The sequence below is a fragment of the Amycolatopsis sp. lyj-84 genome (genome assembly GCF_046549075.1).
Lineage (GTDB): Bacteria > Actinomycetota > Actinomycetes > Mycobacteriales > Pseudonocardiaceae > Amycolatopsis.
Genome location: NZ_JAJPWO010000001.1, coordinates 613,262 through 639,265, shown reverse-complemented (window position 1 = coordinate 639,265; position 26,004 = coordinate 613,262). Strand labels below are relative to the sequence as shown.

Sequence of the window (26,004 nt, the reverse complement as noted above, 5' to 3'; positions counted from 1 at the left end):
TCCCCACCAAGAAAACCGAGGAAAACCCATGAGCACCACCAGAACCCGCCGTTTCGCCGGAGCGATCGCCCTCGCGTTGACGGTCGCGACCGCGGCCACCGCCTGCGGCTCCGGCGACGACGCCGGGCAGGCCGGAGGCGGCCAGACCCGGGTGTTCGCCGCCGACAACGGCCAGATCACCATCCCGGTCTCGCCGAAGCGGGTCATCGCCACCGGCTACGCCGTGCCCGCCCTGCTCGAAGCGGGCGCGCCGCTGGTCGGGGTGTCCAGCTGGAAGCGCGGTATCCCGCTGTTCAACGAGCAGGAGCGCAAGAAGTACGACGAGCTGGCGAAGGTCGCCGGCGAGGCGGCCTCGGAGACGAACTACGAGGCGATCGCGCAGGCGGATCCGGACCTCATCGTCATCGGTGTGCCGAAGCCGGTGCTCGCCGACATCGACCTCAAGCGCCTCGAGGCGATCGCCCCGGTCGTGGCGATCGGCCCGTCGGTGCCGTCGATGTGGCGTGAACTGTCCCGCAAGCAGGCCGACGCCGCCGGTGCGGCCGCCGGGTTCGACGCGATCAAGACCGCGTACGACACCAAGGCCAAGGGCCTGGCCGACAAGTACAAGGCCGTGGTGCCGCAGCTGAAGCTCGGCCACGTCGGTGCCTACGGCGAGGTCGCGAAGGGCAACTTCCAGCGCGAGTTCAACGGCTCCTGGGGTACCAACATCGCGCAGGACCTCGGCGCCACCTACTACGGCCAGGTCAAGGTCAAGGGCGGCGGTTCCAAGGACGTCAGCGAGTACCCGTCGATCGAAGAGCTCTCGACGGCGTTCGCCGAGGCCGACGCGATCACCTACTCCGTCGGCCCGGACGGTGCCGTCCCGGCGCCGGTCAAGTACGTCCTCGACTCGCCGCTGTGGAAGGAACTTCCCGCGGTGAAGGCGGGCAAGGTCTACCCGTTCCGCTACACCGAGGCCGCCACCTACCGGGCCGCGACGTCCACTTTGGACGCCATCGACCAGGCGTTCGCGCCGCTGCTCACGAAGTGACCACCACCGGGCGGTCCGCGCTGCTCGGCGCCGCACTGCTCGGGCTCGTCGTGGTCGCCGTGCTGAGCGTCGGCATCGGCGCGCACGCCATCGCCCCCGGCGAGGTCGTGCGCGCCCTGCTGGGCGAAGGGAATCCGAGTGACCGGGCGGTCGTCCTGGACATCCGGATGCCGAGGGCGGTGCTCGCGGTCGGTGTCGGCGCGGCACTCGCCGTCGGCGGGGTGCTCGTGCAGGCCTTGTCCCGCAACGCTTTGGCCGAACCCGGCGTGCTCGGCGTGACCGCGGGCGCCGGATTCGCCATCGCGGTGGGGTCGGCCTTCGGGCTCACCGCGTCGGCTCCCGCCGAAGTCGGCCTGGCGGTGGTGGGCGCGGTCGGCGCCGTGGCGCTGGTCTACGCGGTCGGCAGCCGGTCGCCGCTGCGGCTGGTGCTCGCCGGCACCGCGCTGAGCGCCGTGCTGCTGGGCCTCACACTCGGCCTGAGGCTGCTGTTCCCGGACACCTTCGACGTCTACCGGTTCTGGTCGGTGGGTTCCCTCGCCGGCCGCGAACAGGCGCCGACCACGATCCCGCTGATCGTCATCGGCCTTTCGCTGCTGGGCGCGTTCGCGGTGAGCCGTCAGCTGAACGCCATCGCGCTCGGCGAGACGGTCGCGCACACGCTCGGCGCCAACGTCGCGCGTGTCCGGGCGTTCACCCTGCTGCTGATCACGCTGATGGCGGGCGCGGCCACCGCGCTGGCCGGGCCGATCCTGTTCGTCGGGCTGATCGTGCCGCATCTGGCGCGGCGGGTGGCCGGCGCGTCGATCCCGTGGCTGATCGCGTTCGCCGTCCTGCTCGGACCGGTCCTGATGCTGGCCGCGGACGTCGGATCCCGGGTCCTGCTGCCGACCGGTGAGGTGCCGGTCGCCATCGTGACCGCGTTCCTCGGCGGCCCGGTGCTGATCTGGGCCGTCCGCAAGTACGGGGCGGCGCCGCTGTGAACGCCGCATTCGTCCTGCGGCGCGGGCGGTTCTCCGCCCGGCTGGAACGCCGCACCCTCTGGTTCCTCGTGGTGATGGCCGTGGTCATCGCCGGGCTGACGCTGCTCGGGCTCTGTTACGGCGCGGCGTGGGCGAGTCCCGCCCGCGTGTTCGCCGCGCTCACCGGTTCCGGCGGCGGCCCGGGAGTGGTCATCCGCGAATGGCGCCTGCCCCGGGTCCTGGCCGGGCTGGTGTTCGGCGCCGCGCTCGGCCTGGCGGGCGCGATCTTCCAGAACATCACCCGTAATCCGCTCGGCAGCCCGGACGTGATCGGCCTCGACTCCGGCGCCTACACCGGCGCGCTGTTCGCGATCACCGTGCTTTCGGGGACTTCGACGCAGCTGACGATCGGTTCGGTGCTCGGCGGCGTGATCACGGCGGCCGTCGTGTACGCGCTGTCGCTCGGCGGCGGGCTGTCCGGACTGCGGCTGATCGTCATCGGCATCGCGGTGAACGCGATGCTGACCGCGCTCAACTCGTGGATCGTCCTGCGTGCCGAACTGGAGGTCGCGATCGCGGCCGTCGGCTGGCACGCCGGTTCGCTCAACGGGGTCGGCTGGGACGACGTCGCGATCCCGTTCGGTGTGCTCGCGGTGCTGTTCGTCGTGCTGTTCACCAGGGCGCCCGCGCTGCACCAGGCCGCGCTCGGCGGCGCGCTGGCGGTCACCACCGGTGTCCGCTGGGACCGCCTGCGGCTGCTGCTGGTGCTGATCGGGGTCGGCTGCACGGCCACGGTCACCGCCGTCGCCGGGCCGATCGCGTTCATCGCGCTGGCGGCGCCGCAGATCGGGAGGCGGCTGGCCCGCACCCCCGGTATCGGCCTGCTTCCCGCCGCGCTCACCGGCGCCGTGCTGCTGACGGGCGCCGACCTGGCCGCCCAGATGCTGCTGGCGCCCGTCTCATTGCCTGTCGGCGTGGTCAGCACCGTGATCGGCGGCGGCTACCTGATCTGGCTGCTCACCAAGGAGGTGCGGCGCTCATGAGTGCTCGCTTGACCGCCCGGGATCTGACCCTGCGCTACGGCGACCGGGTCGTGTCGACCCGGCTGAACCTCGACGTGCCCGACGCCGCGTTCACCGCGGTCGTCGGACCGAACGCCTGCGGCAAGTCGACGTTGTTGCGCGCGTTCGTCCGGCTGATGCGCCCGGCCGAGGGCGAGGTCCTCCTCGACGGCAAGGACGTCGGTTCCTTCCCCGGCAAGGGTCTGGCACGGGAACTCGGGTTCCTGCCGCAGGATCCGGTCGCGCCGGAGGACGTCCGGGTCCGGCAGCTGATCGCGCGCGGCCGGTTCCCGCACCAGTCGTTGTTCGCGTCGTGGTCCGAAGAGGACGAACGCGCGGTGCTCGACGCGATGACCGCGGCCGGGGTGGCGGGACTGGCCGACCGGCCGGTCCAGGAGCTCTCCGGCGGGCAGCGGCAACGTGTCTGGGTGGCGCTGGTGCTGGCCCAGAAGACGCCGTATCTGCTGCTCGACGAACCGACGTCGTTCCTCGACATCGCGCACCAGTACCAGTTGCTGGGGTTGCTGGCGCGCCTGCGGGACGAAGGGCGCACGGTGATCGCCGTCCTGCACGACATCAACCAGGCCTGCCGCTACGCCGACCACCTCGTCGCACTGCGAGACGGCCGGATCGTCGCCGAAGGCGCGCCCGCCGAGATCGTCGACGCCGAGCTCATCAAGGAGGTCTTCGATCTCCCTTGTGTCGTCGTGCCCGATCCGGTGACCGGAACCCCGATGGTGGTGCCGTCATGCTGAGCCTCACCGGAGCCCAGCTGGGCATCTGGACCGCGCAGCGCTTGGAACCCGACTCGCCCTACTACGTCGTCGGCGACGTGGTGGAGGTCCGCGGGAAGCGTCCGGTCGACGTCGCCGCACTGGCCGAGGCGATCCGGGCGACCGTCGAGGAGGCCGACAGCCTGCGGCTGCGGGTCTTCGAGACGCCGGACGGCCCGCGCCAGCAGGTGTCGGCCGATCCCGTGCCGACGCCGGAGGTGCTGGACCTGCGCGACGCGGCCGATCCGGTGGCCGCGGCGCACGAGCGGGTGGAGGCCGAACGCCGCCGCGTCGCCGAGGCGTGCCGCGACATGGTCGGCAGGCCGCTGTTCGGTCATCTCGTGCTGCGGCTCTCGGACTCGGAGGTGTGGTTCACCCAGCTCGGGCACCACCTCGTGTTCGACGGGTACACCGCCGCGATGCTCGCGCGGCGCAGCGCGGCCCGCTACACCGCCGCCGTGGCGGGGAAGGACGTGCCGCCCTCTGCGTTCGCTCCGTTCGCCGACCTGGTCGAGGCGGATCGCGCCTACCGGGAGAGCGAACGGTTCGAGCGGGACCGGGAGTACTGGCGAGAGCGGTTCACGCCGTTGCCGGATGTCGACGACGGCAGCGCATCCTCGGGGCCTCCCGAGAGCACGGTGACCGCCCGGTCGGTCCTGCCCGCGTCGGATCTGGCGCGGCTGCGCGAGCTGGGCAAACGCGCCGGGACGACCTGGGGCGACGCGCTGATCGCCTGCTACGCGGCCTTCCTGCACCGCGTCCTCGGCCGGACCGACGTCGTGTTCGCGCTGCCGTTGATGTGCCGTGAGGGAACGGCGCTGCGGACTCCGGCGATGGCGGTCAACGTGCTGCCGCTGCGGGTCACGGTGCGTCCGGACGACTCGGCCGCGGACCTGACCGCGCGGGTCGCGGTCGCGCTGAAGGAGATGCGCGCGCACCAGCGTTACCGCGGCGAGGATCTGCCGCAGGATCTGGCGGTGCCGGGCGCCGGCGCGCTGCTGCACGGCCGGGGCATCAATCTCAAGGCGTTCGACCTGAAGCTCGACTTCGCGGGCTCGCACGGCACCATGCGCAACGTCGCGGGCGGACCGCCCGAGGACATGGGCCTGTCCGTGCTCCCGACCTCGGACGGCGGGCTGCTGCTCGGCTTCGAAGTCGACGCGCGCACCCACGACCAGGCCGCCGTCGACGCGAAGCTGACCGCGCTGCGCTGCCTGATCACCGCGCTGACCGACCCGGACGGCCCGGCCGTCGGGGGAGCCGACCTGGTCCCGCAGGGGGAGCGGGACACACTCCTGGACGCGTGGTCCACCCCCGCTCCCGCCGCTGAACTCCTTGGCGTACCGGAACTTCTCGCCGAACTCGATCCCGGGCAGACCGCTTTGGTGTCCGGTGACGAGCGGCTGACCGCCGGCGAACTCGTCGCGAAGGTCCACCGGCTCGCGCGGGCGCTGCGGGCACGCGGCGTCGGGGCCGACGACGTCGTCGCACTGGCCTTGCCGCGCTCGGCGGATATCGTCGTCGCCCTGCTGGCAGTACTCGACGCCGGTGCCGCCTTCTTGCCGCTGGATCTCGCCCATCCGGTCGAGCGGTTGCGAGAGCTGGCCGCCGAAGCCGGTGCTGTCCTCACGGTGACCCACGATGCGGAGATCGTGCCGGGACCGCACCTTCTGCTCGGCGAAACCGATCTGTCCACACTGGCCGGATCGCCGCTGTCGATTCCGCGTCACCCCGAACATCTCGCGTACGTCATCTTCACGTCCGGCTCGACAGGCCGTCCCAAGGGCGTGCTCGGCCGGGTCGGCGGGCTGGCGACGCTGCTGCGCCATCACCGCGCGACCACGGTCGCCGAAACCGAACGCGCCGCCGCGGGCAGGCGGCTCCGGGTCGCGCACACCTACTCGTTCGCCTTCGACTCCGCGCTCGACCAGCTGATGTGGCTGCTGTTCGGCCACGAACTGCACGTCTACGGCACCGACGTCGCCCGGGACGCCGACGAACTGCTGGCCGCGTTCGCCCGCGACCGGATCGACGTCGTCGACACCACACCGTCGATGGCCGCGCCCCTGATCGAGGCCGGACTGCTCGGCGGACCGACCCCGCCCGCGCTGCTCGTCCTCGGCGGCGAGGCGACCCCGCCCGCGCTGTGGCGCCGCGTCGCGGAGTCGGGTGTCCGTGCCCGCAACATGTACGGCCCGACCGAGGCCACTGTGGACGGTGCCGGATCCTGGCTGGACGACGGGGAACCGACGATCGGGACCGCGGTGCCGGGCACGGCCGTCCGGGTGCTCGACGCCGCGCTGCGCCCGGCGCCCGCGGGAACGCCGGGCGAGCTGTACCTCGCCGGACCGCATCTGGCGCGCGGCTATCTCGGGCGTCCCGCCGCGACAGCCGAACGGTTCGTCGCCGATCCCTACGGCGCGCCCGGCGACCGGATGTACCGCACCGGCGACCTCGCCCGCTGGGTGCCGGGCCGCGGGCTGGAGTACCTGGGCCGCCGTGACGGCCAGGTGAAGGTGCGCGGCCACCGCGTCGAACTGGGCGAGGTCGAGGCGGCGCTGGCCACCGTCCCCGGGGTGCGCGCGGCCGCCGCGGCGGTGCGGGGACCGCGGCTCGTCGGCTACGTCGTCGGCGAGGTCGTCCCGGACGACGTCCGCGCGGAACTCGCCACGCGCGTGCCGGAGCATCTCGTTCCCGCCGCTGTGGTCGTCCTCGACACGCTTCCGTTGACCTCCAACGGGAAGATCGACCGGGTGGCGCTGCCCGCCCCGCGCGCGGCGGCGGGCCGGACCGCGGCCACCGACCGCGAGCGGCTGCTGTGCGCGACCATCGCCGAGGTCATCGGCGTCGACGAGGTTGCCGTCGACGACGACTTCTTCGCACTCGGCGGCGACAGCATCACCGCGATCAGCGTCAGCAGCAGGCTGCGCGCGCACGGCCTCGACCTGCGTCCGCGCGATCTGCTGGCCCGGCGCAGTTTCGAGGCGCTGGCGGCGGCGAGCGCGGAGATCGGCGGCCCGGCGGAAGCGCCGGACGAGCCCGTCGGCGAGGTGCCCGCCCCGCCGATCGTCCGCGCGCTGCTCGACCCGCATCCTGACGTCAGGGTGGTCGACGGGTACACGCAATGGACCGCGATCCGGCTCGACGAGGACCTGCCGCCGTACCTGCTGATCGAGGGCGTGCAAACGTTGCTGGACCACCACGACGCCCTCCGGCTGCATCTAGAGGACGAAATGCGGGTCCGCGAACGCGGTTCCGTGCACGCCGCCGACATCGTCGTCGAAACGACGGGTGATCCGAAGGACGTCGCCCAGGATCTCGCGGACTCACTCGATCTCCGGACCGGAGTGCTCAGGGTCGCGCTGCTCCCGGACCATCTCGTCATCGTGATCCACCACTTGGCGATCGACGGCGTTTCGTGGCGGATCCTCCTGCCGGACCTGCGCGCCGCCTGCGCGGGCCAGAAGCTCGAACCGGCCGGGACGTCGTGGCGGCGGCACGCGCTCCGCCTCGCCGAACAGGGGACTTCCGGTGCCCGGCGCGGCGAACTCGGCCACTGGCGCGACGCGCTCGACGGGCCGCGCCTCGGTCACCGTCCGCTCAACCGGACCGCCGACACGGTCGCCACCGCGCGGCGCTCGGTCACTCTCGCCTCGCCGGAGCAGACCGACGCGGTGCTCACCGGGCTGCCCGCGGCCTACCGGGCCGGGCCGGACGACGTCCTGCTCGCCGCGCTCGTGCTCGCCCTCCGGTCGTGGCGGGCCGCTCCGGTCACGGCCGAAACCGTGTCCCTCGAAGGACACGGCCGGGACCAGGACGGCTTGGACCTGTCGCGCACCGTCGGCTGGTTCACCGCCGAGCATCCGCTGCGCGTCCCCGCCACAGCGGTGGCCACGACGTCGGATTTCGAGAGCGCGCTCGCGGGCGGTGACGCGGCGGGAAAGCTGCTGCGGGCAGCCAAAGAGGCCAAACGCGCCGTGCCGGACAGCGGTGTCGGCTTCGGCGTCCTGCGCCACCTCGACCCGCTCACCCGGGACGAACTCGCCGCCGTCCCGCCGCCGGACGTCGTCCTGAACTACCTCGGCCGGTTCGCGGCCCTGCCCGGCACCGGCTGGAAACTGCCGGAAGAAGACCCGTTCGCGGTCACCGAACCGGACGCCAAGTCGCTGGAACAAGTGCTGGCGCTGAATTGCTTCGTCCGTGAGGACGGACGTCCGCGACTGGCCGTCGAGTGGACCGCCGCGAGTGCGATCCTGCCGCCGGACAGTGTCGAGGCGCTTCAGGAAGCATGGTCGAGAGCGCTGGAAGCGATGGCCGCGCACGTCGCCCGGATCGGTCCGGACGGCGGCGGTCTCACGCCGTCGGATCTGCCGCTGGTCGGTCTCGGCCAGGCCGACATCGACGCGCTCGAACGCCGGGGCCGCATCGAGGACGTCCTGCCCGCGACCCCGCTGCAGACCGGGCTTTCGTTCCACACGCTGGCGCGCGGCGCCGACGACACCGACGTCTACGTGGTGCAGGCCGTCACCCTGCTCAGCGGGGCGCTCGACGCCGGCCTGATGCGCGAGGCCGCGGCGGAAGTACTGCGGCGGCATCCCGCGCTGCGCGTCCACCTGCACACCACCGACGCGGGCGAGGTCGTCCAGGTGGTGCCGGAAGCGGTTTCGCTGGACTGGCGGCACTCGGCCGCGACGCCCGAGGAGGTCGCGGCCGAATGCCGGGTCGAACTGGCCCGCCCGTTCGACCCGGCGACCCCGCCGCTGATCCGGTTCCTGCTGCTGACGCTCGGCCCGGCCGAGCACCGTCTGGTGCTCACCAACCATCACGCGCTGCTCGACGGCTGGTCGATGCCGCTGGTCGGCCGGACGCTCTTGGCCACCTACGCCGAACTCGGCGGCGGCCCGGCGGCCCCGGTCGCCCCGCCGCTTTCGGAGTACCACCGGGTGCTCGGCGAACGCGACCCGGACGCCGCACTGGAGGCATGGCGCGAGGCATTGGCCGGACTTGACGAGGGCACCCGGCTCGCACCCGCGAGCCTGGAGTCCACTGTGGAGCGTCCGGAGCGGGTCACCGTGGAACTGGGCGGGGAGTTCAGCGAACGGCTGCGCGCCTTCGCCCGCGAACGCGGGATCACACCGACGACGGTGTTCCAGACCGCGTGGGGAGTGCTGCTCGCCAGGCTGACCGGCCGCCGCGACGTCGTCTTCGGCTGCCCGGTGTCCGGCCGCCCGGCCGATGTCCCCGGCGTCGAGCGGATGATCGGGCAACTCGGCAGCACGATCCCGGTGCGGGTGCGCTTCGACCCGGCCGACACCGCGGTCACCGTGCTGGAGCACGTGCACACCGAAAGCGTCCGGCTCACCGATCACCATCACGCCGGGCTGCCGGACATCCAGCGCGCGGCCGGTGTCGGCGACCTGTTCGACACGATGCTGGTGATGGAGAACTTCCCGCTCTCCAGTCGCGCCCGCACCACTTTGGCGCCGGGGCTGGACCTCGTCGGGGTCGACATCACCGACGCCACGCACTACCCGCTCACGGTGATCGTGCTGCCCGGCGACGAGTTCACCGTCGGGCTCGGCTACCAGCCGCAGGCCTTCACGCGCGACGAGGCCGAGTCCTACGGCCGCTGGCTGCGAGCCGTCCTGCACGAGATCGTCACCGATCCCGCGCGGCCGGTCGCCCGGCTGCGGGCACTCGGCGCCGACGAGGAACGCGCGATGCTGCGCCTCGGGGAAGGGCCGGAACCGAAACGGGAGCGCGGCGGCGCCTTGGCCGAGTTCGGCCGCTGGGTGCGGGAAACCCCGGACGCCGAGGCCGTGGTCTGCCGCGACCGGAGCCTGACCTACGCCGAACTGGACCGCCGGGCCAACCGGCTCGCGCACAGCCTGATCGACGCCGGGGTGAAACCGCAGGACCCGGTCGCGGTCCTGCTGCGCCGCGACGTCGACCTGGTGGTCGCGCTGTTCGGCGTGTTCAAGGCCGGGGCGGTCCACGTGCCGATGGATCCGGACTACCCGGCCGACCGGCTCGCCTACATGCTCGGCGACATCCGGCCCGCCGCCGCCGTGTCCACTGCGGACGTCGACGGGCTCCCGGTGATCGATCCGGGCGAACTGTCCCTTGTGGACACCGATCCGTCCGTGCCGGTCACCGACGATTCGCTCGCGTACGTCATCTACACCTCCGGCACCACCGGCAAGCCCAAGGGTGTCGCGGTGCCGCACCGCGGGATCCCGAGCCTGATCGCGCTGCAGGAGGACATCGTCGGCATCGGGACCGCCGAGCGGTACCTGCACTTCGCTTCGACCAGTTTCGACGTCGCCTTCTGGCAGTTCATGCTTCCGCTGCTGTCCGGCGGCACCTCGGTCATCGCCCCGGAGGAGGTGCGCGTCTCCGGCGACGACCTGCTCGCCTACGCCGCCGAACACCGCGTCACCGGGCTCAACCTGCTGCCCTCGTTCCTCTCCGCGATGCCCGACGACGCGACCGTCGACCCGGACGTGTTCTTCGTCGTCGGCGCCGAGCGGCTCGACCCGGAACTGGCCCGGCGCTGGGGGAACCGGCGGGCGCTGTTCAACGCCTACGGCCCGACCGAGGTCACCATCAACTCGGTCACCTGGCACTACGACCCGGCCGATCCCGGTCCGCTGCCGATCGGCCGCCCGGACCCCGAAGTCCGCGCGTACGTCCTCGACGGAGGGCTGCTCCCGGTCGGGACGAACGTCACCGGCGAGCTCTACCTGGCCGGGCCGAAGCTCGCGCAGGGCTATGTCGGCAGGGCGGCACTGACCGCCGAACGGTTCGTGGCCGACCCGTTCGGGCCGCCCGAAAACACCGCGGCGCGTAGCGCCTCCGTGGGGGGTGGTGGTCGGGTGACGGGTGGGAGGATGTACCGCACCGGTGACCTGGTCCGCTGGCGGCCGGACGGGCAGATCGTCTTCCTCGGCCGCGCCGACCACCAGGTCAAACTGCGCGGGTTCCGGATCGAACTCGGCGAGATCGAGACCGCGCTGACCGCGCACGACGACGTGCGCGCCTCCGCGGTGATCGTCCGCGAAGACCGGCTGGTCGCCTACGTCGTCCCGGTGGACGGCGCCGAACCCGACCCGGCCGCACTGCGCGAACACCTCGCCGCGGACCTGCCCGCGTACATGGTGCCCACCGCGTTCGTGCCGCTGGACCGGTTGCCGCTCGGCCCGAGCGGCAAACTCGACCGGGCGGCGTTGCCGGCACCGGAAGCCCGGTCCGCGGAGGGGCGGGAGCCCGCCACACCGGCGGAAGCCGTGCTGCTGCGGGTGGTCCGCGACCTGCTCGGTCCCGGTGTCGGCCTGGACGACGGCTTCCTGGAAGCGGGCGGGGACAGCATCGCGTCGCTGCGCGTGGTCTCCCGCGCCCGCCGTGAAGGACTGCACCTGACCGCGCGCGACGTCCTCGAAGGCGGCACGGTCGCCGGGATCGCGGCGCGCTGCGGCGAACCCGAGCGGGCCGAGGAAGCGCCCGCGGTCGGCGACGCACCGCTCACGCCGGTCATGCGCGATTTGCTGCTGCGCGCGGAAAAGGCGGCCGACGGGTTCTGCCAGTGGGTCGAGATCTGCGTGCCCTCGGCAGGAGATGTCGCGAGGTGGCGCTCGGTGCTCGACGCCGTCCTCGCCCGCCACGACGTCCTGCGCGCGCACCTCGCCGAGGACGCGCTGCGCATCCCGGACGTCGGGGCCGTGACCGCCGACTCGGTGCTCACCACCTTCCGGGTGTCCGGCGATCCGCGCGCCGTGCTGAACGCGGAGGTCGAGCAGATCGTGTCCCGGATGGACCCGCGCACGGGGCCGCTGCTCCGGGCGGTGCTGGTGGACGCGGGCGAGGAGCGGCCGGGACGGTTGCTCCTGGTGGCACACCATCTGGTCGCCGACGCGGTGACCTGGCGGGTGCTGCTCGACGACGTCGAACAGGCCTTCCACGGCAACACCCTGCACCGGCGCGGGCAGTCTTTCCTGGGCTGGGCGCGCTCGCTGCGTGCCGCCGCACCGCACCGGCGGGACGAACTGCCCTACTGGCAAGGGATCGCCGCCGCGCCGGTGACCAGGCTCGGCCGCGCCGGGCTCGATCCGGCGCGCGACACCGTGGCCACCGCGCGGCATCACCGGATCGACATCGGCGCGGACACCACCCACGCCGTGCTCACCGCGCTGCCCGCGGCCTACCGCACCGGCCCGGACACCGTGCTGCTGACCGCGCTCGCCCGCGCGGTCGCCGCGTGGCGGGGGACCGGGGCCGATCTGCTCGTCGCCGTCGAGAGCCACGGCCGGCCGGGACACACCCCGGACTTCGCGGGCACCGTCGACCTGGCGCAGACCTCGGGCTGGTTCACCGCCGTGCATCCGGCCAGGATCGCCCCGCCCGCCGGATCGCTGCCGTCCGCGCTGCGGGCGGTGCGCGACCACTTGCGGGCGGCGGGCGACGGCCTCGGCCATGGGATCCTCGGTGTCGAAGGGCCGCGGCCCGAGGTCGCCTGGAACTATCTCGGCCGGTTCCCCGCGGCCCCGGTCGCGGAAACGCCGTGGCAGCGCCCGCCGGACGCCGATCCGCTCGGTTCGGGCGGCGGCGCGGACCTGCCGCTGCCGTACGCGCTGACGGTGAACGCGATGGTCCCCGACGGCGGTACGCTCGGCGTCCGTTTCACCTGGCCGTCCGCGCTGTTCACCGCCGACGAGATCACCGTGCTGGGCGAGCACTTCCGCCGCGAGCTGGACGAACTCGCCGCCGACGTGCCGGGACCCGGCGAGATCATGCCGCTGACGCCGTTGCAGGAGGTGATCCTGCGCGAGTCGCGGGCGGCGGGTGACGCGGATCCGTACCCGGTGCAAGCCGCGTTCACGCTGTCCGGTGACCTCGACGTCGAGGCACTGCGGGCGGCGGCGACCGCACTGGTGCGGCGGCAGCCGAACCTGGGCGCCGTGTTCCCGCGGTCGCACGAGGTCCAGGTGATCCCGGCGGCTCCGGAGGCGGGGTTCCGTGTCCGTGACATTGCCGAAGTGTCCGAAGTGGACCCAGCGCTGGACGAGGAGCTCGCGGAACCGTTCGATCTGGCGAACGGACCGCTGTGGCGGGTCACGGTGCTGCGGCAAGGGCCTGGTCTTCAGACCTTGGTGCTGACCAGTCACCACCTGCTGTCGGACGGCTGGTCCGCGCCGCGCATCCTCGGCGAGTTGTTCGCGCTCTACGCGGGCAAGCCGTTGCCGGAGCCGGTTCCGCCGTCCCGGTACACCCGCCTGCTCACCGCGGCCGACCACTCGGCCGACGTCCGGGCCTGGCGGGCGGAACTCGACGGCCTTCCCGAAGGCGACCACCTGCCGCGTACCGATGGCCAGGCCGAGCCCGCACTGTTCACTGTGGACGCTCCGCTGGTCGCGGAACTGACCCGGCTGGGTGCGGCACGCGGGCTCACGGTCAACACGCTGCTGCAGGGTGCGTGGGCGGCCGTGCTCGCGGCGCGCGCCGGGCGCCCGGACGTCAGCTTCGGGGTGATGACCTCGAACCGGACGTCCGAAGTGGACGGTGTCGAGGAGATCATCGGCCTGCTGGCGAACAGCGTGCCGGTCCGGGCCAGGTTCACTGGAACGGTCGCCGAAGCGCTGGCCGATCTGCAGGCACGGCAGCAGGCGATGGCCGGGCATCACCGGATCGGCCTGCCGGAACTCGCGTCGCTCGCCGGACGCGAGCGGCTGTTCGACAGCTTGCTCGTCTTCGAGAACTACCCGGTGGATCCGGCGAAGCTGCGCGAACCGGCGCCCGGCCTGACCGTCACCGGCACCCGGTTCCGTGAACGGACCCACCATCCGGTGAGCGTCACCGTCGTTCCCGGCCAGGACGGCTGGGACGGCGTCCTGTACGCGCGGGACGCCCGGCCGCTGGCCGACGAACTGGTCCGGTTCCTCCGGGAGCTGCCGTCGTGGCTGGACGGCGACGCCGCCGGATTCGCGGGGAAGCGATGACCGCGCGCCCGGTCGACGCCGCGCTGTGGCGGACTGCCGCCGTGCTGGTGCTCGGCACCTTCATGGCGACCCTGGACAGCACGATCGTCTCGGTCGGCGTCGACACGCTCGCCGAGGAGTTCGGCGCGCCGGTCACCGGCGTCCAGTGGGTGACGACGGCGTATCTGCTGGCCGTGGTCACCGCTGTGCCTGCGTCGGGCTGGCTCGCCGACCGGTTCGGCGGCCGTCGCGTCTGGCTCACCGCGGTCGTCGTGTTCCTGCTGGCGTCCCTGTTGTGCGCGCTGGCACCGACCCTGCCCGCGCTCATCGCCTTCCGTGTCCTGCAAGGGCTCGCGGGCGGTCTGTTGCCGCCGACCGGGCAGGCGCTGCTGGCACGGGCCGCCGGACCGGACCGGATCGGCCGCGTGATCAGCGTCGTCGGCCTGGTGCCGCTGTTGTCACCGGTGCTCGGCCCGCTGGCGAGCGGCACGATCCTCGCGGTCGCGGACTGGCCGTGGCTGTTCTACGTCAATCTCCCGGTCGGTGTGGTCGCCGTGCTGCTGGCACGGCGCTGGGTCCCGGCGGGCGAACCGGGCGGCCGGGGTGACCGGTTCGATTTCCGGGGCGCGCTGCTGCTTTCGCCGGGTCTCGCGGTGCTGGTGTTCGGGCTCACCTGGTTCGAGCGGGGGAGCCCGGTGCTCGCCGGGCTCGCCGTCGCGGCGGGCGTGGTGATGCTCGCGGCGTTCGTCCGGCACGGACTGCGGGCCGAAGCGCCGCTGCTCGACCCGCGGCTGTTCGCCAAACCGCCGTTCGGGGTCGCCGCGCTGGCGCTGGTCCTGCTCGGCGCGTCGGTGTTCGGCACGATGTTCCTGCTCCCGCTCTACCTCCAGCGTGGCGCCGGACTGTCCACTTGGGACACCGGCCTGCTGCTGGTGCCCCAGGGCATCGGCGCGGCGGCCGGGTCGGTTCTGGTGAACCGGCTCGTCGACCGGATCTCGCCGCGCACCCTGGTGCTGAGCGGGATCGCGCTGGTCGCGGCGGGCACCGCTCCCTTCACCCAGCTCGGCCCGGGCTTCCCGGACTGGGTGATCGTGGTTTCCCTGCTGCTGCGCGGTTTCGGCGCGGCGCTGATCGGCGCGCCGGTGATGACGATCGTCTACCGCCGGGTCGAACCCGCCCGGCTGCCCCGTGCGGCCGGGGCGCTGAACCTGCTCAACACGCTCGGCGGATCGATCGGCACCGCGGTGCTGGCCGTGGTGCTGCAGGCCCGCCTGGCCGCGCGCGGCCAGGACGTCGCCGGAGCCTTCGCCGACGCCTTCTGGTGTGTTCTCGGCCTCGCCGTCGTGGCGGTCGCCGGTGCGACGCGGCTGCCCCGGGCCGGGGTGGCCGCCCCCGACAAGAAGAGAGGTCACGCGGATGCCTGACCAGGACACCCTGCCCAGCCCGGCCGAGGTGGCCATGAGCGGAGTCGTGCCGGACGACGTGGCGCGGCACCGCGAAACCGTCGCGGACGTCCTCGCCCGGCGCGACTCCCGGCTGCTCGTCGTCGTGGGCCCGTGTTCGGTGCACGACGCCGGCGGTGCTCTCGAGTACGCGCACCGGCTCGCCGAGGCGGCCCGGCGCTTCGACGACGACCTCGTCGTGGTCCTGCGCGCCTACCTGGAGAAACCGCGGACGATCGCGGGCTGGACCGGCCTGGTGCCCGACCCCACCCTGGACGGCAAGGGCGATCTCGCGTCCGGCGTGCGGATCGGACGGCGGTTCCTGGTCGACGCCGCCGCGACCGGGCTGCCGCTGGCGTACGAGTTCGTCGACCCGTTCCTGGCGCCCTATTTCGCGGACACCATCAGCTGGGGCGCGATCGGCGCGCGGACCGTGGCCAGCCAGCCGCACCGGCACCTGGCGTCGTGGCTGCCGATGCCGGTGGGCATGAAGAACTGCGTCTCCGGGCGGCTGGACACGGCCGTCGCCGCTGTGCGGGCGGCCGGGCTGTCGCACGTGTTCCCCGGCTCCGCGGCCGACGGGCACCCGCGGATCCTGCGCAGTACCGGGAACCCGGACGCCCACATCGTCCTGCGCGGCGGCCCGAAACCGAACCACCACGCCCACGCCGTCGCGGACGCCCTCGACGCGCTGACCGCCGCCGGCCTGCCGCACCGTCTCGTCGTCGACGCCTCGCACGGCAACAGCGGCAAGGACCACAACCGCCAGCCCGTGGTCGTCGCGGATCTGGCGGACCAGATCTCGGCGGGCAACGACGCGCTGGCGGGCGTGATGATCGAGTCGTACCTCTCCGACGGCAGACAGGACGTCGGGTCCGTGCCGCCCCGGCCCGACCTGAGCATCACGGACGCGTGCCTCGGCTGGGAACGGACGGTGCCGCTGCTGGAGTCGCTCGCCTGCGCGAACGCGGTGCGGCGGCTCAGCAACCCGAGGCGGCGGTCTCTCGAGTCGCCTCGGGTTTAGAGAGCTTCCAGCGTCGCCTTCATCGCCGGCACCAGCTCGTCGCCCATCTTCTCGAATTCCCGCTTCAGCAAGGGGTCCGCGAGTTTCGCCAGCCCGTGGAACTTGATGGTGGCGTGGTAGCTGACGGTCGTCGTGCCGCCTTCTTCGGTCACCGTCAGATCGTCGGTGGACGTGGCGGTCTTGTTCGAGCCGACGAACACGATCCGTCCCGGTTCGAGCCGGTCGAGACGGTAGGTCAGCTCGGTCTTCTTGCCGCGGAACTCGGACACGTTGTGCCACTGCGCCCCGACGGCGATCGGGCCGGTGCCGGACCGGGTGCAGGACACGGTGCCGGGGTCCCAGGCCTCGGCGTGCGCGAAGTCCCTCAGATAGTCGACGACGGTCTGGACAGGGGTTCGGACGGTGATCGTCCGGTGCACGTGGACCATCCGGCAACGGTACTCAGGGGCACCGCGACCCGCAGAGTGGCCGGAAGTAGGTGAAGGCCCCCTTCACTGCGCTCGAGGCAGTGAAGGGGGCCTTCACGGAGAGATGTTTCCCTACTTCTTCCAGATGACCGGCTTGTCCTTGTAGCCGTCGCTGTCGGTGTAGGTCGCGCCGCCGACCTCGCCGCCGTCGCGGATGGCCTGGAGTTCACAGGTTTCGTAGGTCGCGCCGGCCGCCTTGAAGTCCTTCTTCGCCGTTTCGGACTGGCACTGCGGGGTCTCGCCGGTGATGATCACGCCGGTGCTCTTGTTGTTCGGGCCCACCGCGCGCAGCCGCACCGTGCTGTAGGTGAGGTCCGTGCCGCCGACGTTCTCCACCGACATCCGGATGTACACCGGCGTCATGCCCTTGGCCTTCTCGCCGTAGGCGGCGAGGTCTTCCTTCGCGCCCAATTCGATCGACTTGACGGTGATCGCGACGGTGCCGGTCTTGTCGGTGCCGTACTTGAACGGGACGACGGCGCGGTCGCCGACCTTGAGTTCGCTGCCGGGCGCGGTGGCGTCCGCGTTCGAGACCGGGACGGTGCCGCTGGTCGCGGGCGAGGACGCGGGAGCCGACGTCGGAGCGGGCGAAGGTGCGGGGCTCGCGTTGCCCGGTTCCTCTTTGCCGCCGCACGCGGAAAGCAGCAGCACGGCGGCGCAGCCGGTGGCGAACAGGGCGATGCGGTGGGACTTCATGGATCTCCTCGGACTTCTCGCCGAATTCGGCTCAGGCGTGCTCGCCACGCACCGTAATCGACACGGGAGCAGTGCGGTGTGGGCCGTTAGCACCACAAACGATCACGAATCGGTTGCGCTGATCAGCCCAGCGGTGGTCACTTCGTCCAGCTGACCGGGCTGTCCTTGCACCCGCCACGCACCGTAATCGTCGAGGAGGTCCGCCGGTGTGGCCCGTTCACACCACAAGCGATCACAAATCGCTCACGCCGATCAGCCCGTCCTGGATCGCCCGCGCGACGAGCGCGGCCTTGGTCGGGGCGTCCCTGCCGATCTGGGCGTACTTGACCCGGATCCGCTCGAGATGCGAATTGACCGTGTTCGGCGAGATCCCCAGCCGGTGCGCGACGAAGTCCTTCGACTCGGACTGGAACCACTCGATGAGCACTTCCGTTTCCCGCGCCGAGAGGGCGGGACGCCGCTCCGAGCGGTCCCCGGCGAGCGCGCCCGCCAGCGACGGCGGCGTGTACGACCGGTCGGCGGCCGCCGCGCGCACGGCTTCGAGGAGATGTTCGGCGCCCTCGGCCTTGGTGAGGTAGCTGAGCGCGCCGAGTTCGAGGCACTGCAGGACGGTCTCGTCGTCCGCCCGCATCGAATAGACGACGACGCGCCGGCCCGCCTCGGTGAGCCGGCGCAGATCGCCCATCGCCGGGGTGGTGCTGTTCAGGTGCAGGTCGAGGATGACGACGTCGGCCTGCGCGCCTTCGCCGATCCAGGCGGCCCGCACGTCCTCGCCCTCGGCCACGACGGTGACCGGCGGGGTGCCCGAGGACAGCCAGTGCACGACCCCGGCCCGCACGGCCGGATGATCGTCGACGACCACCGCGGTCAGTTCGGTCGCGAACGCCATTTCGCCTCCATCCACGATCGTTCTCCCAGTGCGTGCCATTCGACGTCGACGGCGCCCGATCCGTTCGGCCGCGCGTCCGGTTCACCGTCCGTGATCGCCGCGACCCGGATTTCGTCGCCGGTGCGGAGCACGCTGACGCGCGCCTGCGACCGGGCGGCGACGAGCGCGGTCATCAGCGGGCCGGTCAGTTCGCGCCGGACCGCCGTCGGCACGGGCGCCGGTTCGCCGCTGACCGCCACCGTCACCGTCAGGCCCCGCCGCTCGGCGAGATCGACGCACGCCGACACCTCGTGCATCAGCGGGTCGGGCACGTCGTCGTTCTCCGCGAACAGCCGCCGCAGCTGTGTGGCGGCGAGCGCGCACCGTTGCCGGACCACTTCGTCACGCGGGTCCAAAGTGCGGTCGGCCAGTCCGGCCAGTAGCGGCAGCGTGGCGCCGAGCTGACCGGCGAACCGGCTCTTCTGGTCGGCTTCCTGCTGCTCGGCGAGCGCCTTGCGGTGGGCCAGCCGGTCCCGTTCGAGCAAGGCCTCCGTGGCTTCGCCCGCCCGCCGGTTGACGACCCGGACCAGTGCCAGCGTCGCGACCTGGAAGGTGATCACGCTGAGCCCGACGATCACGACACCGCCGATCTCGAACCGGTCGGTGGGCGCGGACGCCACGAGCCGGGCGAGGGTGAGCGCGAGTTGCGCGCCGAGGGCGACGACGGCGGCCACCGGACGGTCCAGCAGCAGGACCAGCAGATGCCAGCCGGCCAGGCCGAAGACCCAGTGCCGCTCGCCGAACAGTTCGCCGGACGGCACCGCCCAGGTCGCGATCGCCGAAGCCGCCAGCACCACCACGGCCATCGGCATCGCCGCGGGCCAGGGGACCGCCCGGCCGCGCAGTACCCAGAACGCCGCGACCACCAGCACCGCCCCCAGCGCCGCGAAGGCGGATCCGCTCGCGGTGCCGCTCACCAAGGGCAGGCTGAGGCCGACCTGGATCACCGCGGTCACGATCAGCAGCGCGATCCGGCAGCCGCCGAGGACCCTGTCCGCCGTCTCACCCATCGGGCCACACCAATTCCACCGTGGTTCCGGCCCCGGGCGCGGAAGTCACGTCGGCCCGGCCGCCCGCCGCGGCCATGCGCTCGACGAGCGATCCCCGGACACCTCGCCGGTGCGCCGGGGTCCGCGACGGATCGAAACCGCGGCCCTCGTCCCGGACCGTCACGCGCACACCGGCGTCGACCGTCAGCCGGGCCTCGCCGACGCCCGCGTGCCTCTCGACGTTCACCAGCGCCTCCCGCACGGCCCGGACCAGCGCGAGCGCGGCCGCCGCGGGTATCGGCGGGACCGGCGCCCAGTGCGACTCGACCTTCACCGGGCTGTGCGCGAGCACGCCGCGCAACGAGGTCTCGAGGTCGACCTCGCCGCCGCGACCGGATTCGCCGGTGAGGATCGCGAGATCCCGGCGGGCGTACTCGGCGACCTCGGCCGGTCCCGCGGTCTCCCCGCGCTGGGCCACGGTGAGAAAAGTGGCCGCCGCCGTGTCGTGCAGGACGGCCAGATACTCCCGTTCCTGACGTCGTCGTTCCACGGCAAGGGATTCCTCGCGCGCCAGCCGGGCCCTGCGAGCGCGGAGACGGTCGATCCGGCGCGTCGTGCGGGACAGCAGGAGGAAGGCGCCCCGCGCGAGTGTGGCTTCGAGCAGCACTCGCAGCACCACCGAGAGACCGTCCTCGAAGCCGAGCGGCACCACCTCTATCGCGAGCAGGCAGGCGACGGCGGGCACGGTGATCTTCGGCGGCCATTCCCATTGCAGGGTGATCGCGGTGACGGTGAGGACGTTGAGCGCCCACTGGTTCAGCTCGCCCGCCTCGGGCGCGGTCAGGAACTGGGTTCCGCAGATCGCCGCCGCGCGCACCAAGGTCAGCGCGAACGCCACCGGCCTGCCCCGGCCCGTCTTGCCAGCCAGATGCTCGGCCACGGCGGTGACCAGTGCGAGCGCGAGCAGGCCGAAGCCGAGCGGGAGCGCGCCCGTCGGTGTCGCGAGCACCCCGAAAACGCTGATCACCAGCAGCCCGGCGCCCCGTGCCGGGCCGGCGAACCGGCCGACCACCGTCAAGAACTCCGCTTCTACGGAGGTCTCACGATCTGACGGCACGGGCAGCAGTCAAGCAGGCAAAGGGTCACCGCACCACCGCGGGGGAGGAGGCGGCGGGCCGGACGACGACGGGCGCGCCGGTCCCGTCGGCGGGCACCGCGTGGATCGCCTTGTCGCGGCCGTAGGCGACGGTCCGATCGTCCAGCCACTGTGGCTGGTCGTCGAGATGCGCGGGGTCGGCGAGCGGGACGTCACGGCCGTCGGCCAGGGAAAGCACGTGCAGCCGCCAGCGATCGCCTTCAAGGAACTTGTAGGCGACGCGCGTGCCGTCCGGCGAGAGCGACGGGCATTCGACGTTGCGCCGCAGCGCGGTCAGCGTGCGGCCGCGGAGGTCACCCCGCACCAGCCAGGTGCCGCCCGCCGATCTGACGGTGGCGTAGAACGTCCGGTCGTCCCGGGCGAAGGTCACTCCCCAGTAGTTCAGATCCTCCGCCGGGTACGGCTTTCCGTCCACCGTGAGCGCGAAGTCCTCAAGGGAGCCGTAGTGGCTTCCGGTGTCCAGATCGAAGATCCCGGCGGTGGTGGAGAACGTGCCAGCTCCGCCCAGATAGGAATCACCGGAACGGAACACCGTCCAGCCCACCAGCCGTCCGGAGGGCGAGACCCGGACCCGCGACGGCGTTCCCCATTCGGAGATCGTCCGCGGTCCGGCGCCCGGTTTCGTGACGACCAGCTCGGCCTGGTCGGGCACCGCCGTCGCGCGCAGACACGCCAGCGTCCCCGCCGCGACGTCCACGCGCTGACAGGACGGCCCGACACGGTCGTCCTGCCGGACCCGGCCCGACTCGTCCACGGACAGCAATCCGCCGCGGGCCAGGTCGAGTGGCTGTTCCGCCACCGCGCCGCCGGTGCGAGAGCCGACGAAGACCGCCCCTGCCGCCACCGTGATCACGACCGCGGCGATTCCTGCCCAGGTCCGTCTCATTTCACCCTCGTTCCGGCCAGCACCGACACCAGCAGCACGACGGCGAAGAGTGCGAACGCGGGCCGCAACGCCGTCCCGGCCGCGAGCGCGCCGAACACCACCGCGCCCGCCGCCCTGGCCAGCGACTGTCCCGTTTGGACGAAGGCCAGGCCGGTGGCGCGCAACGACTCCGGCACCAGCGGCGACGCGTGCGCCATGAGGACGCCGTCCGTGCACGCGTAGAACACGCCGTGTGCCGCCAGGACGACGGCCGCGACGGCCCATCCGACGGCCGAAGCCGCCAAGACGACGTACGCGGCGAGCAGCACGACGTGACCCGCGAGGAACACCTTCCACCGGCCGACCCGGTCGGCGAGCCGCCCGATCGGCGACGCCAGCGCCATGAACGCCAGCGCCGTCGCCAGCGGCAGCAAGGGAAGCGCCCCCGGCGGCAGCCCGGCGGACTGCTGCACGCCGACGAAGAGGAACATGTCGCCGACCGTGCAGACACCGAGCGCGGCGGCGGCCAGGCACGTTCCGCGCAGGCCGGGCTGCCGCAGAAGGGCGAAACCCGCCCGCAGCCGTACCCGCGACCGCTCGACCGCCCCGGCGGGCGCACGGACGAACACCGCCAGCACGATCACCGCGATCACGGCGAGGCAGAAGCTCACCCCGAACACCGCCGGGTAGTCGCCGACGAGGACGGTCAGCAGGCCGAACGCGATGATCGGCCCGAGCAGCGCGCCCGCGGTGTCCATCGCGCGGTGGACGCCGAACGCGCGGCCCAGCCCGCCGTCGGGGGTGGCGAGGGTGATCATCGCGTCCCGCGGCGCGGTGCGGATGCCCTTGCCGGCGCGATCGGCACCGATCACCAGGCCGATCGCGCCGAGCGAGGACCCCGCGGCAGGGAACGCGAGTTTGGTCGCCGCCGAGAGGCCGTAGCCCACCAGGGCGACGGCCTTCGGGCGGCCGAGGCGGTCGGCGAAGTAGCCGCCCGCCAGCCGTAACAACGCCGTCGCGCCCGTGTAGAGCCCGTCGATCGCGCCCAGTTGCAGGTAGCCGACGCCGAGCCCGTAGACGAGATAGAGGGGGAGCACGGCGGTGACCATCTCGGCGGACATGTCCGTGATCAGGCTGACCACGCCCAGACCGACCACGGTGGCGGGCACGGCGTGCTTCGCACGGCCGCCGGGCAGGGCTGGACCGGTGGAGCGGACGCTGGAGACGTACATGTCCGGCCTTCCCGCGCTACGCGGTGACGCGGAGGTCGTCGACCGCTGATTCCCACAGCGACGCCGTGCTCGCGTCCGCGGCTTCGACCAGCAGGCGGACACTCCGTCCGGCGAACGACGACAGGTCGGCGGCGGCGGTCTGCCAGGCTCCGGCGACCTCGGTCGCGGAGCCGAGTTTCTCGAAGACCGTCGTCGGTGTGGTGCCGTCGAGGACGCGGATCCGCAGGTAGTCGGCCGACGTCGCGTTGTCGCCGTGCGCGAAGGTGTAGGAGAAGGTCAGCTTCCCGCCCGAGGGCACGGTGAACGACGGCGAGGTCATCGACGAGGCGCCGCCGTCGAGGTCGTTGGCCCCGTACTCCGATCCGGCCAGCCGACCGGTGACCAGGCAGTTCGCGCCACTGGTCGTGTCACCGCGTTGCTTGACCTGGTCGCTGTAGGTCGAGGTGGTCTCCTCGGGATCACCGCGTTCCCATTTGCCCGAGGTGGCGGTGTCCGAACCGGCCGCGTCGACCCGCCAGCCCTTGTCGGTCTCGAAGTCGTCGGAGAACGCTTCACCACCACCGGAGCCCACACTGACCGCCACGGTCGCGGTCTGGCTGACCGAACCTGAGGATCCGGTGAGCGTGGCGGTTGCCGAACCGGTCGCCCCGGCCGAGGCGGTCAAGGTCAGCGTCGCGGTCGCGGTGCCGTTGGCCGGAGGGGTGACCGACGACGGCGAGATCGTCCCGGTCACCCCCGAGGGCAGGCCCGACACCGAAAGCGCGGTCGCGGAGGTGAAGCCGCCGGTGCTGGCGACGGTCACCGACACCGACGCGGTCCCGCCCGGTTTCACCGACACCGACGAGGGGCTGGTGCCGACGGAGAAGGCGGGGGAGGAGGCGGCCTTCTTGCATTTGCCGGTCGTGGAATCGGTGAAGGTGCGGCCCGACACCGGCACGAAGTCGCTGCGGTAGCCGGTCGCGGTCAGCGTCAGTTTGCTCACGCCGAAGGTGTTGGTGTTACCCACTTCCTGCTCGGCGGCCGACGACTGGTCGAAGGAGTAGTAACCCCGGCCGCCGGTGCCGATGAGCAGCTGGCGGACGCCGTTGACGTCGTCACGTTTCCCGTCGGGCCGCGACTGCGCGAACCGCTGGTAGTTGTGGTCGTGGCCGACGACGACCAGATCCGCCTTCGCGTCGTAGAGCGTCTGGAAGAACGGTGTCACCGACGTGTCGTCACCGTGGGTGCCGCGGCTGAACCGCGGATGGTGGAAGAACGCCGCCGTGCACGGTTTGGTGCTCGCCGCGAGGTCGTTCTTCAGCCAGGTCACCTGCGCCGAACCCGCCGTGCGGGTGATGTTGGAGTTGAGCGCGACGAAATGCCAGTCACCGACGTCGAAGCTGTAATAACCCGTACCGCGTTCGCCCGCCTGCTTGCCGAAGTAGTCGAAGTAGCCTGCCGCGCCGGAGGTGTTGTACTCGTGGTTGCCCGGTGTCGGGTAGGTGATGGATCTGAACTGTCCGTAGTAGGGGTGGTAGTTGCTGTTGTACTCGGACAGCGTGCCCGAGCTGTAGGCGTTGTCCCCGGCCAGGATCAGCGCCTGCGGGTTCATGTTCTTCACCAGCGGCGCCGTCTGGTTGCACGAGGCGCCGCACACGTCGCCGACGGCGGCGACGGTCGAGGTCGCCGCGGCGAGCGCCCGGTCACCCGCCTGGTAGGAGTCGATGGCGAACCGGCTGGCGGGGTCGGCCAGCGCCGCCGAGACCCGCACGCAGTCGCCCTCGAAGGCACGGGTGTGGAACGCCTTGCCCGGCCAGTTCCGCGCGGTGAGCGTGAACGAGCCGGAGCCGCTGCCGGTGAGTGTCACGGAGTCGTGGCCGCGTAACGCAAGCTCGGTGAACCGGACGCGGAGCCACTGCGCGCCGGGAGCGCAGACGGAGCGAGCGGAGGAGGCTTGCGAAGACGCGCCACCGGTCACCGACGCGGGGCCGCCGGTGACGCCCGCCTCGGTCAGTTGCGGAACCTGATCGGCCACTTCGGGTACGGCGGGCGCGGCTCCGCCCGCCGAAGACTGTGCGGCGACCAGGAAGGCGCCGGCCGCCAGTGCGGAGGTCGCGATGGCGAGCGTCCGGCGGTGCCATCGTCGCTGTCGTGTCGCTGAGCGCATGAGAATCCTCTTCCGGCTAGGCAGGGGGATGAGAAATTCGGGAACGGGGCAGGGAAATCCGGGATTCTTCCGACCCTAATCACGGTCGGTTCCCCGTCAACGAAAAGCCGTGCGAGACGCTGGACAACTCTGAACGGGGCCCGGTTCACCCGACGAAAGTCGGGCGTTCCGGGCGGTACTCTGCGCTTTCATGACGAGCACCGTTCCGGCGGAATTCGGACCAGCGCTGCGCACCGCCATCGAGCGCAGCGGGCTGAGTCTCAACGAGATCAGCCGTCGTCTGCGAGCCAGGGAGACGCCGGTCAGCATCAGCGCGCTCAGTTACTGGCAGAACGGGGAGAACCGGCCCGAACGGGCGAGTTCGCTCGCCGCCGTCACCGCGCTGGAAACCATTCTCGGTCAGCGGCCGGAAACGCTCACCGGACTGTTGGGACCGCGAAGACCGCGCGGCAGGTCGAACCATCGCATGGTGGCTTACGACCAGGTGTGGCGCCGTCCCGAGACGATCGCGCGCGCACTGGCCAAAGTGGACGCGACGCCGGAGGAACTCGATACCCCGCACCGGCTCTCGCAGTACGTGTCGTTCCGTGTCGACGAATCCGGGCACGAGGAGTCGATGCGGGTGCGGCGGCTGGTCCGCGCCGATCACGACGGGACGTCCCGCTTTCTCTTCGTGATCCGGTGTTCCAGTCTCACCAGGGAGCCGGTGGTGCTGTTCACCGAGGGCTGCAGTCCGGCGCGGTTCCGCGCGGACGTGCCGTCGTCCACCTGCGCGTTCGAATTCGCGCTGGACCGGACACTGGCCGCGGGGGAGCTGGCCGTCGTGGAGTTCGGCGTCCGGTTCCCGCCGGGACAGAACGGAGAGCACGCCCAGATGGCCATCTACCGGCCCGCCAGGGACATGGTCCTGCAGATCTCCTTCGATCCGGCGTGCCTGCCCCGGCACTGCACCGCGTTCTTCCAGCCGCGCACCGCTTCTCCGCCGGAAGAACGCGGTGAGGCGTCCTTCGACCGGGAAACCGGCACTTTCCAGTTCATCACGCTCGATCCGCTCCCTGGCCAGTACGGAATCCGGTGGAGCTGGACCTGACCACGTCGTCCACCGCCGGATTCGGCGTTTCACCAGCAATTTAGTTGTCCGGATAACACGAATGGGTCGGGTTACCCACCTCGCCCGGTCGGGGGTATTTCCGGATTTCGATTGTGTTCATCCGGTCGATGGGCACAAGAATCACCCCATGCGTGCAAGGCGGTTCGCCTCT

At 72.0% G+C, this 26,004-nt stretch carries 16 protein-coding genes; 8 read left to right on the top strand and 8 right to left on the bottom strand.

Features of this window, described 5'->3' with window-relative positions; translation table 11 throughout:
• The first annotated feature begins 28 nt into the window (after positions 1-28).
• Genes ACLJRM_RS03245 through ACLJRM_RS03215 form a run of 7 tightly spaced genes read left to right on the top strand, consistent with a single transcriptional unit; the run spans position 29 to position 16,263 of the window.
• On the top strand, positions 29-1,033 hold the full coding sequence (locus ACLJRM_RS03245) for an ABC transporter substrate-binding protein (RefSeq protein WP_101608255.1): 1,005 nt from the start codon (positions 29-31) through the stop codon (positions 1,031-1,033).
• Positions 1,030-2,013, top strand: a complete 984-nt coding sequence (locus tag ACLJRM_RS03240) for a FecCD family ABC transporter permease (protein WP_101608254.1) — start codon at positions 1,030-1,032, stop codon at positions 2,011-2,013. Before ACLJRM_RS03245 ends, ACLJRM_RS03240 begins: the two co-directional genes overlap by 4 nt.
• Positions 2,010-3,035, top strand: a complete 1,026-nt coding sequence (locus ACLJRM_RS03235; RefSeq protein WP_410662204.1) for a FecCD family ABC transporter permease — start codon at positions 2,010-2,012, stop codon at positions 3,033-3,035. Before ACLJRM_RS03240 ends, ACLJRM_RS03235 begins: the two co-directional genes overlap by 4 nt.
• Positions 3,032-3,808 carry an ABC transporter ATP-binding protein gene (locus ACLJRM_RS03230; RefSeq protein WP_101608253.1) on the top strand — a complete coding sequence of 259 codons (777 nt, stop codon included), beginning with the start codon at positions 3,032-3,034 and terminating at the stop codon, positions 3,806-3,808. Before ACLJRM_RS03235 ends, ACLJRM_RS03230 begins: the two co-directional genes overlap by 4 nt.
• The gene (locus ACLJRM_RS03225; protein ID WP_410662203.1) at positions 3,802-13,818 is read left to right on the top strand and encodes an amino acid adenylation domain-containing protein; all 10,017 of its coding nucleotides are present in this window, start codon (positions 3,802-3,804) and stop codon (positions 13,816-13,818) included. Before ACLJRM_RS03230 ends, ACLJRM_RS03225 begins: the two co-directional genes overlap by 7 nt.
• A complete protein-coding gene (locus tag ACLJRM_RS03220; RefSeq protein ID WP_410662202.1) occupies positions 13,815-15,221 on the top strand; it encodes a DHA2 family efflux MFS transporter permease subunit in 1,407 nt (468 codons plus the stop codon). The genes ACLJRM_RS03225 and ACLJRM_RS03220 overlap by 4 nt, the downstream gene beginning before the upstream one ends.
• Positions 15,214-16,263, top strand: a complete 1,050-nt coding sequence (locus ACLJRM_RS03215; RefSeq protein ID WP_410662201.1) for a 3-deoxy-7-phosphoheptulonate synthase — start codon at positions 15,214-15,216, stop codon at positions 16,261-16,263. The genes ACLJRM_RS03220 and ACLJRM_RS03215 overlap by 8 nt, the downstream gene beginning before the upstream one ends.
• Here ACLJRM_RS03215 and ACLJRM_RS03210 read toward each other — a convergent pair.
• The 8 genes from ACLJRM_RS03210 to ACLJRM_RS03175 form a co-directional block, all read right to left on the bottom strand.
• Complete coding sequence (locus ACLJRM_RS03210) at positions 16,260-16,691, bottom strand: SRPBCC family protein (RefSeq protein WP_101608249.1); 432 nt, start codon at positions 16,689-16,691, stop codon at positions 16,260-16,262. The two genes, ACLJRM_RS03215 and ACLJRM_RS03210, sit on opposite strands and share 4 nt — an antisense overlap.
• Positions 16,692-16,802: 111 nt before the next feature.
• A complete protein-coding gene (locus tag ACLJRM_RS03205; RefSeq protein WP_101608248.1) occupies positions 16,803-17,426 on the bottom strand; it encodes a hypothetical protein in 624 nt (207 codons plus the stop codon).
• Positions 17,427-17,658: 232 nt separating this feature from the next.
• Positions 17,659-18,315 carry a response regulator gene (locus tag ACLJRM_RS03200; RefSeq protein WP_410598659.1) on the bottom strand — a complete coding sequence of 219 codons (657 nt, stop codon included), beginning with the start codon at positions 18,313-18,315 and terminating at the stop codon, positions 17,659-17,661.
• Entirely contained in the window at positions 18,294-19,364 is a 1,071-nt protein-coding gene (locus ACLJRM_RS03195) for a histidine kinase (RefSeq protein ID WP_410662200.1), read from the bottom strand. Before ACLJRM_RS03195 ends, ACLJRM_RS03200 begins: the two co-directional genes overlap by 22 nt.
• Positions 19,357-20,460 carry a sensor histidine kinase gene (locus tag ACLJRM_RS03190; RefSeq protein WP_101608245.1) on the bottom strand — a complete coding sequence of 368 codons (1,104 nt, stop codon included), beginning with the start codon at positions 20,458-20,460 and terminating at the stop codon, positions 19,357-19,359. Before ACLJRM_RS03190 ends, ACLJRM_RS03195 begins: the two co-directional genes overlap by 8 nt.
• Before the next feature lie 25 nt (positions 20,461-20,485).
• Entirely contained in the window at positions 20,486-21,385 is a 900-nt protein-coding gene (locus ACLJRM_RS03185; protein ID WP_410662199.1) for a TolB family protein, read from the bottom strand.
• On the bottom strand, positions 21,382-22,596 hold the full coding sequence (locus ACLJRM_RS03180; RefSeq protein ID WP_101608243.1) for an MFS transporter: 1,215 nt from the start codon (positions 22,594-22,596) through the stop codon (positions 21,382-21,384). The genes ACLJRM_RS03185 and ACLJRM_RS03180 overlap by 4 nt, the downstream gene beginning before the upstream one ends.
• 16 nt (positions 22,597-22,612) lie before the next feature.
• Positions 22,613-24,742, bottom strand: a complete 2,130-nt coding sequence (locus tag ACLJRM_RS03175; RefSeq protein ID WP_410662198.1) for a metallophosphoesterase — start codon at positions 24,740-24,742, stop codon at positions 22,613-22,615.
• 190 nt (positions 24,743-24,932) lie between these two features.
• Here ACLJRM_RS03175 and ACLJRM_RS03170 point away from each other — a divergent pair, with 190 nt between their 5' ends.
• Positions 24,933-25,832 (top strand): helix-turn-helix transcriptional regulator, encoded by a 900-nt coding sequence (locus ACLJRM_RS03170; protein ID WP_101608241.1) that lies wholly within the window; start codon positions 24,933-24,935, stop codon positions 25,830-25,832.
• Positions 25,833-26,004: the final 172 nt, after the last annotated feature.

Excerpts from the sequence above, each read along its gene's own strand:
- ACLJRM_RS03245 (WP_101608255.1), top strand. The coding sequence starts at position 29 with ATGAGCACCACCAGAACCCGCCGTTTCGCCGGAGCGATCGCCCTCGCG.
- ACLJRM_RS03230 (WP_101608253.1), top strand. The coding sequence starts at position 3,032 with ATGAGTGCTCGCTTGACCGCCCGGGATCTGACCCTGCGCTACGGCGAC.
- ACLJRM_RS03225 (WP_410662203.1), top strand. The coding sequence starts at position 3,802 with ATGCTGAGCCTCACCGGAGCCCAGCTGGGCATCTGGACCGCGCAGCGC.
- ACLJRM_RS03220 (WP_410662202.1), top strand. The coding sequence starts at position 13,815 with ATGACCGCGCGCCCGGTCGACGCCGCGCTGTGGCGGACTGCCGCCGTG.
- ACLJRM_RS03215 (WP_410662201.1), top strand. The coding sequence starts at position 15,214 with ATGCCTGACCAGGACACCCTGCCCAGCCCGGCCGAGGTGGCCATGAGC.
- ACLJRM_RS03210 (WP_101608249.1), bottom strand. The coding sequence starts at position 16,691 with ATGGTCCACGTGCACCGGACGATCACCGTCCGAACCCCTGTCCAGACC.
- ACLJRM_RS03205 (WP_101608248.1), bottom strand. The coding sequence starts at position 17,426 with ATGAAGTCCCACCGCATCGCCCTGTTCGCCACCGGCTGCGCCGCCGTG.
- ACLJRM_RS03200 (WP_410598659.1), bottom strand. The coding sequence starts at position 18,315 with ATGGCGTTCGCGACCGAACTGACCGCGGTGGTCGTCGACGATCATCCG.
- ACLJRM_RS03195 (WP_410662200.1), bottom strand. The coding sequence starts at position 19,364 with ATGGGTGAGACGGCGGACAGGGTCCTCGGCGGCTGCCGGATCGCGCTG.
- ACLJRM_RS03185 (WP_410662199.1), bottom strand. The coding sequence starts at position 21,385 with ATGAGACGGACCTGGGCAGGAATCGCCGCGGTCGTGATCACGGTGGCG.
- ACLJRM_RS03180 (WP_101608243.1), bottom strand. The coding sequence starts at position 22,596 with ATGTACGTCTCCAGCGTCCGCTCCACCGGTCCAGCCCTGCCCGGCGGC.
- ACLJRM_RS03175 (WP_410662198.1), bottom strand. The coding sequence starts at position 24,742 with ATGCGCTCAGCGACACGACAGCGACGATGGCACCGCCGGACGCTCGCC.
- ACLJRM_RS03170 (WP_101608241.1), top strand. The coding sequence starts at position 24,933 with ATGACGAGCACCGTTCCGGCGGAATTCGGACCAGCGCTGCGCACCGCC.